The 16,427-nt window shown below is 72.3% G+C and carries 16 protein-coding genes; 9 read left to right on the top strand and 7 right to left on the bottom strand.

The annotated features are described in order from the left end of the window. Nucleotides 1–53 precede the first annotated feature (53 nt). Nucleotides 54–3,773: a proline dehydrogenase family protein gene (locus E3O41_RS12420; RefSeq protein WP_135012504.1), complete on the top strand. Its 3,720-nt coding sequence runs from the start codon at nt 54–56 to the stop codon at nt 3,771–3,773. A gap of 7 nt (nt 3,774–3,780) precedes the next feature. Here E3O41_RS12420 and E3O41_RS12415 read toward each other — a convergent pair whose 3' ends face one another. Genes E3O41_RS12415 through eccD form a run of 3 tightly spaced genes read right to left on the bottom strand, consistent with a single transcriptional unit; the run spans nt 3,781 to nt 7,776 of the window. Continuing rightward, complete coding sequence (locus tag E3O41_RS12415) at nt 3,781–5,028, bottom strand: S8 family serine peptidase (protein ID WP_135012502.1); 1,248 nt, start codon at nt 5,026–5,028, stop codon at nt 3,781–3,783. Beyond that, the gene (gene eccB / locus E3O41_RS12410) at nt 5,028–6,413 is read right to left on the bottom strand and encodes a type VII secretion protein EccB (protein ID WP_135012500.1); all 1,386 of its coding nucleotides are present in this window, start codon (nt 6,411–6,413) and stop codon (nt 5,028–5,030) included. The genes E3O41_RS12415 and eccB overlap by 1 nt, the downstream gene beginning before the upstream one ends. A 4-nt stretch (nt 6,414–6,417) precedes the next feature. Further along, the gene (gene eccD, locus E3O41_RS12405) at nt 6,418–7,776 is read right to left on the bottom strand and encodes a type VII secretion integral membrane protein EccD (protein WP_135012498.1); all 1,359 of its coding nucleotides are present in this window, start codon (nt 7,774–7,776) and stop codon (nt 6,418–6,420) included. Nucleotides 7,777–7,964: 188 nt separating this feature from the next. Here eccD and E3O41_RS12400 point away from each other — a divergent pair, with 188 nt between their 5' ends. From E3O41_RS12400 to E3O41_RS12370, 7 genes are all read left to right on the top strand, one after another. After that, nucleotides 7,965–8,279: a WXG100 family type VII secretion target gene (locus E3O41_RS12400; protein WP_067025198.1), complete on the top strand. Its 315-nt coding sequence runs from the start codon at nt 7,965–7,967 to the stop codon at nt 8,277–8,279. A gap of 18 nt (nt 8,280–8,297) precedes the next feature. Next, complete coding sequence (locus E3O41_RS12395) at nt 8,298–8,579, top strand: WXG100 family type VII secretion target (protein ID WP_067025195.1); 282 nt, start codon at nt 8,298–8,300, stop codon at nt 8,577–8,579. An 81-nt stretch (nt 8,580–8,660) separates the two neighbouring features. Next, a complete protein-coding gene (locus tag E3O41_RS12390) occupies nt 8,661–9,389 on the top strand; it encodes a YbaB/EbfC family nucleoid-associated protein (protein WP_135012496.1) in 729 nt (242 codons plus the stop codon). Nucleotides 9,390–9,392: 3 nt separating this feature from the next. Then, entirely contained in the window at nt 9,393–9,710 is a 318-nt protein-coding gene (locus E3O41_RS12385) for a hypothetical protein (protein WP_067025189.1), read from the top strand. 28 nt (nt 9,711–9,738) lie between these two features. Continuing rightward, the gene (locus E3O41_RS12380; protein WP_135012494.1) at nt 9,739–10,443 is read left to right on the top strand and encodes a hypothetical protein; all 705 of its coding nucleotides are present in this window, start codon (nt 9,739–9,741) and stop codon (nt 10,441–10,443) included. Nucleotides 10,444–10,447: 4 nt separating this feature from the next. Continuing rightward, nucleotides 10,448–10,867, top strand: a complete 420-nt coding sequence (locus E3O41_RS12375; RefSeq protein ID WP_067025183.1) for a hypothetical protein — start codon at nt 10,448–10,450, stop codon at nt 10,865–10,867. A 51-nt stretch (nt 10,868–10,918) separates the two neighbouring features. Beyond that, on the top strand, nt 10,919–11,356 hold the full coding sequence (locus E3O41_RS12370) for a hypothetical protein (protein WP_067025180.1): 438 nt from the start codon (nt 10,919–10,921) through the stop codon (nt 11,354–11,356). A 13-nt stretch (nt 11,357–11,369) separates the two neighbouring features. Here the strand turns inward: E3O41_RS12370 and E3O41_RS14180 are convergent, their stop codons facing one another. The 4 genes from E3O41_RS14180 to E3O41_RS12355 are packed head-to-tail and all read right to left on the bottom strand — an operon-like array spanning nt 11,370 to nt 15,023. Continuing rightward, nucleotides 11,370–12,242 carry a DUF2510 domain-containing protein gene (locus tag E3O41_RS14180; RefSeq protein WP_067025177.1) on the bottom strand — a complete coding sequence of 291 codons (873 nt, stop codon included), beginning with the start codon at nt 12,240–12,242 and terminating at the stop codon, nt 11,370–11,372. Nucleotides 12,243–12,283: 41 nt separating this feature from the next. Next, on the bottom strand, nt 12,284–13,696 hold the full coding sequence (locus E3O41_RS14175) for a hypothetical protein (RefSeq protein WP_162303972.1): 1,413 nt from the start codon (nt 13,694–13,696) through the stop codon (nt 12,284–12,286). Further along, nucleotides 13,693–14,328, bottom strand: a complete 636-nt coding sequence (locus E3O41_RS12360) for a hypothetical protein (RefSeq protein ID WP_135012490.1) — start codon at nt 14,326–14,328, stop codon at nt 13,693–13,695. The genes E3O41_RS14175 and E3O41_RS12360 overlap by 4 nt, the downstream gene beginning before the upstream one ends. After that, nucleotides 14,325–15,023, bottom strand: coding sequence for a hypothetical protein (locus tag E3O41_RS12355; protein WP_067025168.1), 699 nt, complete (start codon nt 15,021–15,023; stop codon nt 14,325–14,327). Before E3O41_RS12355 ends, E3O41_RS12360 begins: the two co-directional genes overlap by 4 nt. 104 nt (nt 15,024–15,127) lie before the next feature. Between E3O41_RS12355 and E3O41_RS12350 the strand changes: the two genes are divergently transcribed. Next, complete coding sequence (locus tag E3O41_RS12350) at nt 15,128–16,423, top strand: S8 family peptidase (RefSeq protein ID WP_067025165.1); 1,296 nt, start codon at nt 15,128–15,130, stop codon at nt 16,421–16,423. The last annotated feature ends 4 nt before the right edge of the window (nt 16,424–16,427 follow it).

Raw genomic sequence — 16,427 nt, 5'->3', positions numbered from 1 at the left:
GGGAACGGAGGGAAATCGGGCCGTAGCTCGCCGTCATCCGTAGGCTGGACGACATGTCCGCCGACCTTCCTCTGCCGCACGGCGACCTCGTCGACGACGCCATCGCGCTCGCCCGCACGTGGGTGATGCAGGCCGCCGAGGTCGAGGACGATCCGGCCGCGCGCCGGCTGGCCGGGGTGCTGAAGGACGACAACGGGATGGCGTTCACGGTCGGCTTCGTCGACGGCGTGATGCGCCCCGAGAGCCTCACGGCCGCGGCGCGCAATCTGGCCCGCATCGCCCCGCTCGCCCCGGGGTTCCTGCCGCTGCCGCTGCGGGCGGCCGTGCGCGCCGGCGGGGTCGTGGGGCAGGTCGCCCCGGCCGCCGTGGTGCCGATCGCGCGGCGCGTGCTGCGGGCCATGGTCGGCCACCTCATCGTCGACGCGCGCCCCGAGAAGCTCGGCCCCACGATCGAGCGCCTGCGGGCCGGCGGCGCGCGGCTGAACCTCAACCTGCTCGGCGAGGCCGTGCTCGGCGAGAAGGAGGCGCAGCACCGGCTCGCCGGCATCGCCGAGCTGGTCGAGCGCGACGACGTCGACTACGTGTCGGTCAAGGTCTCGGCGATCGCCTCGCACCTGTCGATGTGGGCGTTCGACGAGATCGTCGATCGCGTGGTCGAGCGTCTCACCCCGCTCTACCTCACGGCCGCGCGCAACGGCACGTTCCTCAACCTCGACATGGAGGAGTACCGCGATCTCGACCTGACGATCGCGGTGTTCACGCGGCTGCTCGACAAACCGGAGCTGCGCGGGCTGCGGGCCGGCATCGTGCTGCAGGCCTACCTGCCCGACGCGCTGCCGGCGCTGAACGAGCTCACGGCGTGGGCGCAGCAGCGCGTGGCGGGCGGCGGTGCGCCGATCAAGGTGCGCCTGGTCAAGGGCGCCAACCTCGCGATGGAGCGCGTGGACGCGACCATGCACGGCTGGCCGCTGGCCACCTACGACACCAAGCTCGACACCGACGCGAACTACCTGCGGTGCCTCGACGAGGCGCTGCGCCCGGAGCGGGTCGCCGCCGTGCAGCTGGGCGTGGCCGGGCACAACCTGTTCGACATCGCCTACGCGTGGCTGCTGGCCACCCGCCGCGGGCTGGCCGACGCCGTCGAGTTCGAGATGCTGCTCGGCATGGCGCAGGGCCAGGTCAAGGCCGTGTCGAACACGGTCGGACCGGTGCTGCTGTACGTGCCGGTCGTCGCCCCCGCCGAGTTCGACGTCGCCATCAGCTATCTCGTGCGCCGGCTGGAGGAGAACGGATCGAGCGAGAACTTCCTCTCGGCCGCGTTCGAGATGGCCCACGACGACGCCCTCTTCGAGCGCGAGCGGGAGCGCTTCGTCGCGTCGGTGCGTCGCTCGGTGGATCCGACGCTTCCCACCGGGCCCCGCCGCCGCGGGCGTCGTCTCGAGCCCGGAGCGCCGATCCCGATCGAGGAGCAGGCCGATGCGCTCACCGAGGCGGTCGTGGGGATCGCGCGGGGCCACGACGAGTCCGCGCAGCGGTTCGCGCAGGACACCTGGGTCGAGACCGCCGTGTTCCAGACGGTCGAGACCGGCGAGGCCGCGGGGGCGCCCGGATTCGTGAACGCCGCCGACACCGATCCGTCGCTGCCCGCCAGCCGCGAGTGGGCGCGGCAGGTGCTCGCGCGCATCCCGCGCTCCCAGGCCGGATCGGCCACGATCGAGGCGGCGCGGGTGACCGACGCCGACGCGCTCGACCGCACGGTGCAGGCGGTCCGCGCGGCGGCCGAGGCGTGGGGACGCATGCCCGCGGCGGATCGCGCCGACGTGCTGCGCCGCGCCGCCCGCTCGCTCGAGGCGCGCCGAGCCGAGCTCATCGAGGTCGCGGCGGCCGAGACCGGCAAGGTGTTCGCCGAGGCCGATGTCGAGGTGAGCGAGGCGGTCGACTTCGCGGGCTACTACGCCGCGAACGCGGCCGAGCTCGACGCGATCCCCGGGGCGCGGTTCGAGCCGTCGCGCGTGACCGTCGTCGCCCCGCCGTGGAACTTCCCGCTCGCGATCCCGGCCGGCGGGGTGCTCGCGGCGCTCGCCGCCGGCTCGGGCGTCGTGTTCAAGCCCGCCCCGCAGGCGCGCCGCAGCGCGGCCGTGGTGGCCGAGGCCCTGTGGGACGCCGGGGTGCCGCGCGAGCTGCTCGCGCTCGTCGACCTCGACGAGGCCATGCTCGGGCGCGAGCTGATCACCCACCCCGCCGTCGACCGCGTGATCCTCACGGGCTCGTGGGAGACCGCGGCGCTGTTCCGCAGCTGGCGGCCCGACCTGCCGCTGCAGGCGGAGACCAGCGGCAAGAACGCGATGATCATCACGCCCTCGGCCGACCTCGACCTCGCCGTGGCCGATCTCGTGCGCAGCGCCTTCGGGCATGCGGGGCAGAAGTGCTCGGCCGCGTCGCTCGCGATCCTCGTGGGGCCGGTCGGCCGCTCGAAGCGCTTCGCCCGTCAGCTCGTCGACGCCACGCGCTCGCTGCGGGTGGGCTGGCCCGCCGACCCGCTCAGCGAGGTCGGCCCGGTGATCGAGAGGCCGCAGGGCAAGCTCGAGTGGGCGCTGACCACGCTCGACGCGGGCGAGGAGTGGCTCGTGAAGCCGCGGCAGCTGCCCGGCGACGACGGCCGGCTGTGGACGCCGGGCATCCGCGTGGGCGTCAAGCCCGGCTCCCGGTTCCACACCGAGGAGTTCTTCGGGCCGGTGCTCGGGGTCATGTACGCGCCGACGCTCGACGACGCGATCCGCCTGCAGAACGCCGTCGACTACGGCCTCACGGCCGGCCTGTACACGCAGGACCCCGACGAGCTCGCCCTGTGGCTCGCGCGGGTCGAGGCCGGCAACCTCTACGTCAACCGCGGCATCACGGGCGCGATCGTGCAGCGCCAGCCGTTCGGCGGATGGAAGCGATCCTCGGTGGGCACGGGCGCGAAGGCCGGCGGGCCGAACCACCTCATCGGGCTCGGCGAGTGGCGGGCCACCGCGGGCGCCGGCGGCGGGCGCAATGTGCACCTGCGCGGCCTCGACACCCGGCTGGCGGCCGTCATCGAGGCGGCACAGCCGTCGCTGACGTACGCGGAGTTCGACTGGCTGCGGCGCGCGGCGCTCTCGGACGCCGTGGCATGGGATCGCGAGTTCGGGCGCGTCAAGGACGTCTCGGGGCTGGGCGTGGAGCGCAACCTGTTCCGCTACCGGCCCGTGCCCGTCGCGGTGCGCGCGACGGCCGACGCGGCGTGGCAGGAGGTGCTGCGCGTGATCATCGCCGGCCTGCGCACGGGCGGCCGATTCACCCTGTCGACGCCCGTGGGGCTGCCGGCCGCCGTGCGGCGCGTGCTCGGCGACCTGCGGATCCCCGTGTCGGTCGAGAGCGACGACGAGTGGATCCAGCGCATGTCGGCGCCCGCCGAGGCCGAGACGGCGGTCGAGCCCGGGGCGGCGGCCGCGCCGGGAGCGGGCGACGGCGAGCCGGCCGACGCCGAGGCGGAGATCGTCGACCTCGTGGACCCCGCCGTGATCGCCCGGGCGCCGCGCGTGCGCCTCGTGGGGCCGCGAGCCGCGGTGCGCGAGCTGCACCTCGCCCTGGCGCGGGCGGTCGAGGGCGACCCCGATCTCGCGATCTACGCCGGCGAGGTCACGACGGCCGGGCGGATCGAGCTGTTGCCGTTCCTGCGCGAGCAGTCGATCTCGATCACCGCGCACCGCTTCGGCACCCCCGACGCCACCTTCCGCGACGTCATCTGAGCGGCCGTCAGCGCGATCCGCGGCGCGCCGGGCGGCGGGTGCGGAGGTTGCCGATCACGAGGGCGGTGAGCGAGACGGTCACCCCGCCGAGCAGCGTCCACGCCACGGCGGCGCGGGTGCCGGCCAGCGGATCGCGCGGCGCCTCGATCCGCACCGCCTCGTCGTCGACCACGAGATCGGTGGGGCGGTCGTGCGTCGGCGACTCCGGGCCGGGCGCCGATCCGTCGTCGAGGAACACGAGCGCCTCGTACGGGCGGGCCTCGCCCCATCCCACGGTGTCCTTGCGCTCGCCCGGGGTGGTGCGCAGCGCGGTGGCCATGATCCGGTACGCCCACTCCTGCGGGCTCTCGTCGGGGTGCTCGGCGGCGACGAGCGCGGCGATGCCCGAGACCACCGCGGTCGCCCAGCTCGACGACACCTGCTCGCCGAGCACGGTGTCGCCGCCGCCGCACCACGGCGCGAGCAGCCCCTGCCCGGGGGCCACGACGTCGACGGAGGCGCCCAGGAACGACGACGCGGCGTCCCACTCGCCCTCCGCCGTGACGCCGCTGACCCCGAGCACGCCGTCGTACGCGGCCGGATACCGCGGCTGGGCCGGGTCGTCCTCGCTCGTGCCGCGGTTGCCGGCGCTCGCGACGATCAGCGCGCCGCGGGCCTGCGCGTAGGCGATCGCGCTCTGCATCGCCGGGTCGGGCTGCGGCTGCGAGAGCGAGAGGTTGATCACGTCGGCGCCGCGATCGGCGGCGAGCCGGATGGCATCGGCGACCGCCCGCGTGGTCGGGCCCACCGCGCGATCGGAGTCGGCGTCGTTCGTCTGGAACGCGCGGATCGCGAGGATGTCGGCCTCCGGCGCGATGCCCACCACGTCGGAGCCCTCGACGGGACGCGCGGCGATGATGCCGGCCGCCGCCGTGCCGTGCCCGAGCAGGTCCTCGCGGGGATCGGACGACTGCGCCTGCTCGGCCGTGGGGCGGAACATCGTCTGCGCGCCCGCGATCGCGCCCTGCAGGTGCACGTTGTCGCCGTCCACGCCGCTGTCGATGACGGCCACGGTCGCGCCGGCGCCGCGCGTGTGCTGCCAGGCCTGCTCGAGGCCGAGGCGCTCGATGAGCGCGTTGCCCGCCCCGTCGATGAGCGGCTGGATCTGCAGGCACGGTTCGTCCGTCTGCGCCTGCGCCTGCGCCGGGGTGCCGGGCGCCGCCAGCAGCGCGCCGGCGATCGCCACGACGGCCGCGGCGGCCCGCAGGCGGCGCATCACGGGCTCTCCGGGGCCACCACTCCCGTGGCGCTCTGGCTCAGCTCGGGACCGGTGGGGAACAGGCGGGCCCAGGCGCCGGGCACCTGCACGATGTCCTCGGCGGTGTAGCCGAGCCGCTCGACGTCGGCGAGCGTGGCGATCGGGAAGTACACGCCGTTCTCGGAGATGTAGGCGTACGCGTGACCGCCACCCGACGAGACGGCGTCGATGAGGGCGCCGCCGCCGGGCTCGACGACCGGGCCGGGCGTCAGCTCGGCGGGCGCCTCGCTGACCGTGACCTCCGGGCGCGGGCCCTCCTCCTCGGCGGCCGGCGTCGGCGCGACCCGCACGCACGTGGCGTCGTCGGCGGGCTCGGCGAGGTAGGTCGGCCAGTCGTCGGGGATCATCGTCGACTCGTCGTCGATGAGGGGCCCCGCCTCGGTCACGCTCATCGTGACGGGCTCCTGCAGCGTGGGGTCGTCGCCCACCGACATCGCGACGATCTCGCGGGCGAACGCGTTCAGGCGCACGAGGCGCGCGTCGGGGGTGACGACGTAGTCTCCCGTCACCGCGCCCTCGGCGTCCTGGGTCTGCACCATCTGCCCGATCCGCAGGTCCATGCCTGGCGCGGGGCGGCCCAGGCGCTCGAAGGCGATCGGCGTGAGCGGGGTGCCCTGGCCGAGCAGGTTCAGCCAGTTGGCGTTGACCGTGCGGGGCGTGTGGGTGATCTGCAGCGCGAGCCCCATCGCCTCGACCTGCGTCGGGATCTCGTAGCGCATCGACCCCGTCACGAGATAGGCGGTGCCCTCCTGGTCGACGACGATGTCCGACACGGGGGCGGTGCCCGGCACGCCCGTGCTCGCGATCCGTGTGGAGGGCAGCGGCGGCACCGGCTTGCCCTCGTCGTCGAAGACGGTCTCGCCCGCCAGCGCGGCGCTGATGTCGTCGGACACGCACGACGTCCAGGCGGCGTCGATGAGGCGCGCCGCCTCGGGCAGGGCGTCCGGCGCGCCCTCGATGCCCACCGGCGTCGACTCGCGCGGCATGCCGGCGAGCTGATCGGGGGTGACCTCGAGGATCTCGGTGGAGCCGGTCGCCAGGCGGGCGCTGGAGAGGTTGAGGAACGGGTACAGCGTCCCGTTGATCGCGACGTAGCGGGTGCCCTCGCCCTTGACGAAGACGACCGAGGAGTTCTGCCACCCGGTCGGCAGCGTGCCCGTGAACGAGCCGATGAGGAGCGTGCCGACCGCGGTGATCACGGCCAGCGCGACGCCCACGACGACGCCGCGCAGCGGCTTGGCCGGGGCGAGCTCCCGCCCGCCGGGCGCCCCGCTCGTGAACGCCGTGAGCAGGCGCTGGCGGCTGAACCGCTGGGCCTGGATCAGTTCCTGCTTGGACGCCATCCGCTCAGAACCATCCGCCCACGAGGATCGCCAGCGGCGGGAGCAGGGCGATCACGACGAGCTCCGCGGGATCCATCACCCGCTCGATCCACAGCCGGTGCTTCGGTGCGAGCAGCCCGAGCCCGATCACCGCGGCGGCGACGATCGCCAGGGCCACGATGATCCAGGTGCTCCAGTCGGGGAACGCCGCCACGGCGACGACGATCATGAGCACCGATCCCACCATCGACGTGGCCGTGACGATGACGATGTCGGTGCGCGCGAACACCTGCCGCACGCCGAGGATGAGGCCCAGGTAGGTGAGCACCGCGAGCGCGAGGCCGAAGGCGCCCGAGGCGACGACCGGCGCGGTGGCCAGGAGCGCGATCGCGCTCACCGCGATGCGCAGGGCGACCTGGAAGCGGTGGCCGGTCGCGAACCGCTCCGCCACCTCCGCGCGCGAGATGCTCTCGGGCGCGGCGTAGATCTCGGAGTCGCCGCGCGCCGACACCACGCGCAGCGAGGTCGACGCGAGCGCGAGCCACGGGATCCCGAGCCCGGCGATGCCCGACAGGGCCAGGGCGATCGCCAGGATCGCCGCGGGCTCCGCGCCCGTCAGGGTGATCATGAGGCCGGAGAGGCCCAGCACGACGCCGATGACCAGCGGCACGAGCGAGTACTCGCGGGGCTTGGTGACGAGCAGCATCGCGATGCCGCCGACGAGGGCGGCGCCGGCGCCGGCCAGCGCCGTCGGAACGCCCCAGCTCCAGGGCAGCCCCGTCGCGGTGAAGCCGGCGACGGCGGCGTGCGCCGCGGCCACCTGCACGAGCGCGACGGGCGCCTGCGGCGGCGTGCCGATGCGGGCCAGCACGGCGGCGCAGATGAGCAGAAGCAGCCCGGACAGCCCCGTCCCGACCGGCACGATGATGCTGTGCGCGACGGTCTCGGACACGAGCACCGGCAGCAGCGCCAGGGTCAGCAGCACCGAGGCGACGACCGTCGTGGTCGTCACCGTGTCGCCCGGCGTCCACGGCTTCGCGCGCTCCTCCACCGCGTCGGCGACCGCCTCGACGATGTCGTCGTAGGTCTTGGCGGGCGGGGCGTCGGCGCCGATCTCGAGCGCGACGACGTCGCCGTCGAGCATGCCCTGCGCCACCAGCGACCGATCGGGATCGAGCCGATCGCCGTCGGGACGCACGAACCAGTAGCCGGCGTGGGCCTCGACGGCGTCGAGCACGCCCAGCCGTCGGGCCACCGACGGCACGATCTCCGCAACGGGGACGCTGCCGGGCAGAGCGACATCGACGCGACGGTCGCCGGACTGCACCGTGAGCTTCAGCAGTTGCGCCGTCGCGGTCGCGGTGCCCCCCGTGCGTTCGTTCATGCGCTCCCCCGTGTGCCGACGCCGCACTCAGTATAAAGACGACCCCGATGGGGACTGGTACCCATTGGATCCGCCTCGGGCTGTTCGTATGGTGAACACGTCGCCGGAAATCGGTGATGGATCCCGCGGGGGGTCCAAGGGATTCAGAACCGGGTGGCAATCGTCGCCCACGACACTTGGAGGTGCACATGGCTACTGAGGTTTCCGCCGCAGACGGTGCCATCGATCGCGGGGCGAAGATCGTCGCCGAAGCGAAGAACACGCTCAACTCGGACATCTCGGCCCTCGAGGGCAAGCTCGCGGGCATCGGCGCTTCGTGGCAGGGCCAGTCGGCCACCGCGTTCACCAACCTGATGACCGCGTGGCGCGCACAGGCGAAGAAGATCACGGACAACCTCGACGTCTTCGAGCAGAACCTGAAGGCTTCGCAGACCAGCTACACCAGCGACGACGACGCGGCCAAGGCCGCACTGCAGGCCCTCCAGGGCCGCATGGGCGCCTGAAAGGCATAGGGAGAAGACATGTTCAAGGTCAATTTCGAGCAGGTCGGAACCGCCGGCCTCGACATCACCAACGGTGCCAACATCATCGAGCAGCACCTCGCCGACATGGACAAGGCGCTCGCTCCGCTGCGCTCTGACTGGTCGGGTGCCGCCTCGGAGGCGTACCAGATCAGCCAGCGCAACTGGAACCAGGCGATCGCCGACATGAAGGTGCTCCTCGCGCAGATCGGCACGCAGGTCGGCCGCGACAACGAGCAGTTCGGCAACACCGAGCACGCGAACGAGAAGCGCTTCGTCTGACCGACGCTGATCGGGCGGCATTCGCGGGTTCGCGGGTGCCGCCCGATGCGTTCGGCCTGACGATGAGAGAGGGAACCGACGGTGGGGGATCTGGACGACCTCTATGACCTGCGCGACGAGATGGATCGCATGGCGCAGAGGTACGAGCAGGCGGAGCGGAGCCTGGAGCCGGTCTCCGGTTTCGACGAGGACGGCGTCGTGACCGTCACGCTCGAAGGCGACGGCTCGTTCCGTGACGTCCGCGTCACCGACGACTGGCTCACGTACTACGAGCCGGAGGAGATCGCCGGCGTCGTGATGACCGCCTACACGATGGCCGCGTCGCTTCGGCTCGGCAACTGGATCAGCGCCGCCGAGGAGGCGCCCCGGCCGATGACCCGGCCGGCGGACACGGCGAACACACCGTCGGGCCGCCTGAACGAGGTGCTGAGCCTCGAGCACGTCGACATCAGTGACGCCGGCCTGAACGCGATGCTCGCGGACCTCGAGCACCTCGAGGTGCTCATCGACCGCGCCACGACCGAGGTGCAGTCGGTCGCGAGCCAGCGCGCGTCCGCTCAGGACCGTCACGGCCGCATCGAGGCGACCTGCGACTCGTCGGGCAACCTGGTGTCGCTCGACATCGACCCCGAGTTCGCCGAGCGCAGCACCGGCACGACGCTCGGACAGTCGCTCACCACCGCCATCCGCGGAGCGATCGACGCCGCGGCGAATCCGTCACGCGACGCGCTGACCGAGCTGACGGAGTTCGTCGCGCGCATGCAGGACCCGCAGCGCACCGCGGAGCTGTTCGAACCGAGAAAGGACTGAGCGATGGGCAACGAATTCGAGGTCAATCTCGACCTCCTCGACGACGACGCGAGCGCGTGGACGGGCGTCGGCGACGACCTCGCGGCCATGGCGGCGACGGTCGCGGGCCTGACGCTCGACATGAACGCCTTCACCTTCCTCGGCCGCGCCGCGGCGGAGGCGCATGAGACGGTTCGAGCGCACACCGAAGCGCTGCTCACCGCCGGCGCCGAGGAGGCTCGAGCCGCGGGCAGCACGCTCATGGACATCTACAACGCCTACAAGGACGACGACGAGGCCGCCCGGCGGCGCTACGCGACGGAGTGGACGTTCTCCGGCTGAGCCGGCGTCCACGAGACAGGGAGATGTGATGCATCCCATCATTCAGAAGATCCAAGATCTCATCACGCGAATCCAGAACGCGATCCAGCGGCTGGCCGACATCATCAACGCGGTGCTCGGTCAGGTGCCCGACTTCCTGCAGTGGGTCGTCGACAAGGTGACGTCCGCGTGGGACGAGCTGATGAAGAAGATCGGCGAGCTGTGGGACAAGCTCGGTGAGTTCTTCTCCTTCGTCGGCGATCCCGGCGCCATCCAGGCCGCCGCCGACTCGTGGCACGACCTGGGCGTGGCCGCGTCGACGGCGGCGACCACGGTCACGGGCGGGCAGCTGTACGCCGAGGACCCCGGCATCTGGTCCGGTTCGACCGCGATGGCCTATCGCGGCCGCGTGGGGGATCAGCAGGCGACGATCGCGGCGATCAACGACAAGATCGCGACGACGATGTCGTCGTCGCTCGTCACGCTCAAGGGCGCCGTCATCACGCTGTACTGGATGCTGGCGGGCGCGCTCGCGGCCCTCGCCACCGGCATCATCAGCGGCCTGGGGTCCAGCGCGACGATCCTCGGGCTGCCGCCGGGAGTGGCGATCATCATCGGTGCCGTCGTCGTGGCGATCGTGGCGATCGGCAAGGGGTACTTCGATTTCCAGGGTGCCGTGAACACCGGCCAGACGACGATGCTTGCCACGATCACCGACACGAAGGTCGTGTCGTGGCCCCAGTTCGTTGCCTGACCCGATGAGCCGAGCAGCCATCTCTCGGCGGGCCGCCGCCATCGCGGCCGGCCTGCTCGGGGCGGCTCTCGCCGGGGTGCGACTTGCCCTCACGGCGCTGGGCGACGTGATCACCGGTTCCTATGCGCTGCCGGCGAGCTCCATCGGCGCCGGTGTGCTCCTCGCGGTGTCGCTGATGCTCGTGCTCATTGCCGCCGCCGGTGCGCGGCCGTCCAGCAGCGGGGCCGTGATGCTCCTGACGATCATCGGGGTCGTCATCGGCCTGATCGATCTCCTCGTGCTCGTCGTCGAGGGACTGGTCGTCCCCGCCGCGCAGTCGCAGCTGGGCGTGTGGTTCATGCCGGCGCTGCAGCTGGTGATCCTGCTGCTGACGAGCTTCCAGCTGCGCCGCGCCATCAGCGATCGCCGCAACGAGGCGCGCTGACATGGCCGCCGCAACGAGGCGCGCGATCGCGGACGCGAGAGACGGCACGCGATGAGTTCGAACTCGACAGGTCGCGCCGGCGCGCTGCGCATCGTCTCGATCGTGGTGGCGGTGGCTGCCGCGGTCATGACCGCGTTCCAGCTCGTGATGATCGGGTCGCTTGCCGGCATCGCGCGCGACGAGGCGGCCGGCCCGCTCGTCGTCGCGACCACGCAGGTGCATGCCGTCGTGATGCTGATCGCGGCGGTCGCGGTGATCGTTGTCGCGGCTCTCGGAGCCCGCGGCACCATGTCGGGTTTCGCCGTGGTGCTGACGTCGGCGGTCGCGCTGGTGATGTTGGGGCACCTCGGGGTGCTGATCTCCGGCACCGTGCAGGGGGTCTCGATCGTGCCCGCCGTCTGGATGAGCGCGCTCGGGGTGGATGCTCTCATGGTCGTCGCTCTCATCTGCCTCGCGCGCGCCATGAGGGCGGGGCGGATCGCGCGCTGAACCCCGCGCGCGGTCACTCGGCCGCGATGGCGGCGATGGGCCACTTGATGCCCGACTCGGCGGTGATGCCCTCGGTGGGCGCGCCGAGCTCGGCGTAGGCCGGCGCGAGCGAGAAGTACTCGCCTGTGCTCCCGTCCATGCCGCGCATGAGGACGTACGTGACGTTCTCGGGCAGGACCGAGGCGTTCTCGCTGACGAGCGTGAGCAGTCCCAGCATGTCGTTGCTGTTGAACTGATCGGCCGTCGCGGGCGTGGCGATCACCGAGACGAAGCAAATCTCGTCGGCGTAGACATAGCCGAACTGCACGTCCATCGGGTTCTCCGTGTATGCGTTCGTGGAGAGACCGCTGATCAGCGAGATCAGGGCCTCCTGCTGCGCCGCGCCGGTCGTGCACTGCTCCTCGGCCGATGCGTCCGTCGACGGCGCGCTGGGCGCCGGCGTGCCGGGGGCGGGCGTGCCCGGCTCGGGCGTGCCGGGCTCGGGCGTCGTGACCGGCGCCGCGCTCGGGCGCTCGCCGGTGGCCTCGCCCGGGCGCTCGCCGCCGAATGCGCCCAGCGCCGCGGCGATCCCGAGGCCGGCCGCGGCGACCAGCACGAGCGCGCCGGCGATGATCGCGATCGTGGCCCCGGCGCCCAGGCGCCGACGACGCGGGGCGGGGGCTGCCGAGGCCTGCGTCGTCCACGTGCCGTGCTGCGCCGATGGCATCGGCTCACCCGCCGCCGCGCCCTGCGGCGCCCAGGCCGTTGCGTCCGTGGCGCCGGTGGCCGCGGGGGGCACCTGCGGGTGATAGTGATCGGTCCAGCGCATGCCGTCCCAGTAGCGCAAGACGCCGGCGCGCTCGCTCGGGTACCAGCCGGCCGGGGGAGGGGTCTGTCCCGTGCTCATGGAGGTCTCTCTCTCGATCGAGGTCTTCGTTGGTCGGTCGGTCAACCGTGCGGCTGCCCGATGCCGTCGGGGTTGCTCGGTGGCACGGGGACGCCGGGCGGCAACGGCGCGCCGGCCGGCAGCAGCAGCGGTTCCGTCGCGCCGGGCAGCCTCGGGCGCGGCGGCGTGTTCGCGGGCATCGGCGCGTTCTCTGGCAGGGCGGGCCCGGCGGCCGCCGCGTCGCGCAGGGCCCGAGCCTCGAGCGCGGAGTCGTAGGCGGCCGCGGCGAGCGTGATCAGCACCGTCTGCACGACCATCGACGGCACGGCGCTCAGCAGGGGCGCCCACACGCGCCAGAAGGCCTCGTCGTGCGGCCCGACGAGGCCGATCGCGAACCGCGAGAGGTACGGCTCCAGGGGCGCCGTCAGGGTGTTGAGGAACGCGTACGCGGCGATCAGCACCGGGCCCGCGCGCCAGGCGAGGACGACGGCGTTCCAGATCGGGGTGAAGCGCCCGGCCACCTGGTTCCACACCTCGCTCAGCCAGCGCTTGATCGTGCCGTCGAGCCGCTTCCACCGGTCGACGTAGCGGCCCGAGAGCTCGGGCGCCTGCGCCTTGACCGCCTGCCCGTAGATCGTTCCGGCGATCGCCAACCACGCGGCGGGCTCCAGCAGCACCAGACCGATCTGCTCGATGAGCCACAGCAGCGATTCCCATGCCCACGCGACCGGCGCGAGGAACTCCGCGATCCAGCCGGTGACGTCGCGCAGCCAGACCATGCCGAGGCGCCCATCGACCCACGCGGTGAGCAGCTCGACGAGGTCGGCGACGGTCAGCGCGGTGATCAGCACCCACAGCGCCTCGAGGTAGATCTTCGCGATGGTGCCCCACGCGCCGAAACGCTGGCCCCAGCGTCCCAGCGCCCACCGCAGCGAGAACGCGACGACGAGGATGCCGATCGCGACGGGTCCGAGGGGCAGATCGCCGGCGATGAAGCCCCAATCGCGCGGAGCGAACTCCTCGGTGCTGCCGCTGTTCATGTGCTCGGCGAACGCCTCGAAGTCCACGCGCTCGCGCTCCAGCAGGGCGATGTTCGCGTAGTCGGCGACATCGCCGGCCAGGTATCCCCACGTGAGGTAGAACGCCATGAACGGGACGATGCCGCCCAGCAGTGCCCGTCCGAGCGCCGCCCGGCGCTCGCGCCGATCGGTCGGCAGCGGCGCGAGCCGTCCCAGGTACTCCAGCTCGCCGCGCACCACGAGCAGCATGCCAACCAGCGCCGTGAGGCGGGCGAGGATGGGCAGCGGCAGCAGCAGCATGCCGGCGACGGCGTCATAGGCGCCGATGCGGCCCACCACCTGCAGCAGTCCGAACTGGGCCGCCGCGCCGACGGCGTAGATCAGCGCCATGAGCCAGCCGCGACGCAACAGGATCAGCCCCGCCGTGCGGAGCATGTCGAGCGCGGGGGCGATCATGAGGCCGGCTCCGTGATCGTGTCGTGCACCGCGGCGTGGGCGGCGACGTCCAGCTCGCTCGGCCACAGCGGCACGATGATCGCCTCCTCCATCGACGGGACGCCGGTGTGGGCGAGCACGACGCGGGCGTCGTGCAGGTCGAGCACGTCGGCGGGCACCTCGAACGCGAGCGTGCCCGTCGTGACCGTATCGAAGGGATAGGAGTTCCCGAACGAGCCCAGGCTCTGCTGCGGCCGCTCGCTCGCCCGGTAGCTCTCGCCCCCGGCCTCGATGTCCCTCATGCCGAACGGGGCGATGTCGTACAGCCCCTCGTCGAGGCCCGGGTCGGGGTCCGGCTCGCGGTACCGGCCCTCGACCTCGAGGTCGACGAGGATCCAGACGCTGTCGTTGCCTGCGCTCCCTGCGACGTCGCTTCGCCAGCCCGTCGAGTCTGACACGGCCTCGGCCGCCCGCACCTCGAGCACGGTCACCCGCGACTTCGCGGTCGCGGCGGTCTCGCCGATCGAAGCGCTGCGGTAGAAGGTCTCCCAGTACACCTCGGGACCGGGTGCGACCTGCAGCACGATCCATCCCGCCGCGATCAGCGCGGCGGCCGCGAGCCAGGCCGTCGCCGCGCGGGCGCGGCCCGTCATGCGTCCACGTCCTCGAGCACGAGGCGCACGGTGGCGTCCTCTCCCGTCTCGTTCCAGAACGTCGCGTGGCCCAGGAACGAGGTCTCCTCGCGCCGCTCGCCCCGCAGCGTGAGCTCGATCGTGTCGCCCGCGGTGTACGCGTCGGCGGGGACCTCCCAGCCGAACACGAGCGGCACCGTCACGTGCGGCGGCATCGTCGGCGAGACGAGGTGATCGTCGGCGCGGACGATGGTGGTGTCCGCTCCGCCGAAGTACTCGTCGACGGGCAGCGCGTCGCCCGAAAGGGACGCGATGAAGTCGCTCGTGGTCATCGAGGTCGGCCCATCGCACACCACCTCGGCGAGGAGGACGATCGATCGCTGCCCCTCCTCGGGGTACACGCCCGAGTCCTCCCAGAAGTCCGCCAGGTAGGCGCCGCGGAAGGTGATCGTGTAGCGGCCGGTGCTGTGCGCCTCATCCGTCGCGATCACGACCGGCTCGGGGGCCGCCTCGGGCGGAGCGTCGTTCAGTCCCCCGAAGGCGGCGGTGGCGGCGAGGAACAGGCCGGTGAGGATCGCGGTGAGGTATCTCGTGGGCAGCTTGCTCGCGGCCGCGCGTGCGAGAACGCGTGCCGAACGGCGCGCGGGCGCGGACGGGTCGCCGCCCTGTGCGGGCGCCGCGCTTGCCGCGCGCCCGGTCGGTGCCCCCTCCGCCATGATCGGATCATATGGGCTGGCGTGGGATCCCACCCGCCGCCGGTAGCCACGTGGGCAGTTCTGCCCACGGGCGGAGGAATCGCCGCTCGGGTAGCGTCGGGGGTATGAAGCGGGGACTTCGGAGGACGGCTGCGGTCGTTGCGGGTGCGCTGCTGGTGGGGTCGGCGCTGCCGGCCGCGGCGGCGACGGACTACGCGGCGGGCAACTGGTGGTTCGAGGATACGGGCGTGCGCGAGGCGCAGGCCACGGCGACCGGCGAGGGCGTCACGATCGCCGTCATCGACAGCTCGGTGAACACCGAGGCTCACACGCTGGTGGGCGCGAACATCCGTCCGGGCGGCGTCGACTCCTGCCCCGACGGCACCCCGGTCCCGGTGATCTCTGACGACCCGGGCAGCCGGCACGGCACGGGAGTCTCCGCGGTGATCGTCGGGAATGGTCAGCCGGTGGGCGGGAACCCTGGGATCCAGGGCGTTGCCCCGGGGGCGGAGGTGCTCGTGTATTCCCTGGGCACGGATGAGGTCGACAGCGGGGAATCTTGGTTGACCACTCCGTGCCCCGATGACCCGTCGGGATATCTGGCGACCGTCGTGCAGGACGCGGTGGCGAACGGCGCCGACATGCTGGTGTTCACGTCCCTCCAGATCTTCGACACGGTGTCTGCAACGGCTCTGCTGCAGGCCATCAAGGCCGGAGTGATCGTCGTCGCCGGCAACCCGAATGACTCTGCCATGGCAGACCCGGTGAGTCCGAACGCCCCCGGGGTCGAGCAGTTCAACGGTGTGGTGTCGGTGGAGAACTTCGGTCCCGAGGGTGAGCGTGATGACCCGGTGGTCGGTCCATGGTTGTCGATCGTCGCCCCGGGCGACAAGTTCCTCTCATACGAGCCGGGCGAGGATCTGTCCTGGTCGGAGCCGGTCATCCTGGGGGCGTCCAACTCGCTTGCGACGCCGTTTGTGGCGGGGGTGTTGGCGTTGGTGATGGAGGCGTATCCGGAGGCGACGCCGAATCAGGTGCTGCAGTCTCTGGTGCACACGGCCTCGCATGCGCAGCCCGATCCGGTGCACACGGATGAGGAGGGGTGGGGACGCATCGACGTCCCGCGCCTGATGGCGACCGATCCGTCTCAGTTCCCGGACGAGAATCCGCTGATTCGCGAGGACGGCATCCCGACGCCGGCGATGTACGACGAAGGCGTGTTCTCCGACGAGTTCGGTCCCTACCCGCTGGAGCCGGTGACGCCGGACGACGGTGCCTCGGACGACCCGGAGGGAGCGCCGACCCCTGCGCCGATGGGGGACGGGGTGCCGATCCTCCTGGTCGTGCTGCTCGTGCTCGCGGCGATCGTCGTGATCGGCGTGGTGGTGCTGATCATCGTGCTCGCCACCCGCCGCCGGTAGCCAC

This window comes from Microbacterium sediminis, assembly GCF_004564075.1.
Classification (GTDB): Bacteria; Actinomycetota; Actinomycetes; order Actinomycetales; family Microbacteriaceae; genus Microbacterium; species Microbacterium sediminis.
This window is presented reverse-complemented; position numbering and strand designations above follow the sequence as displayed.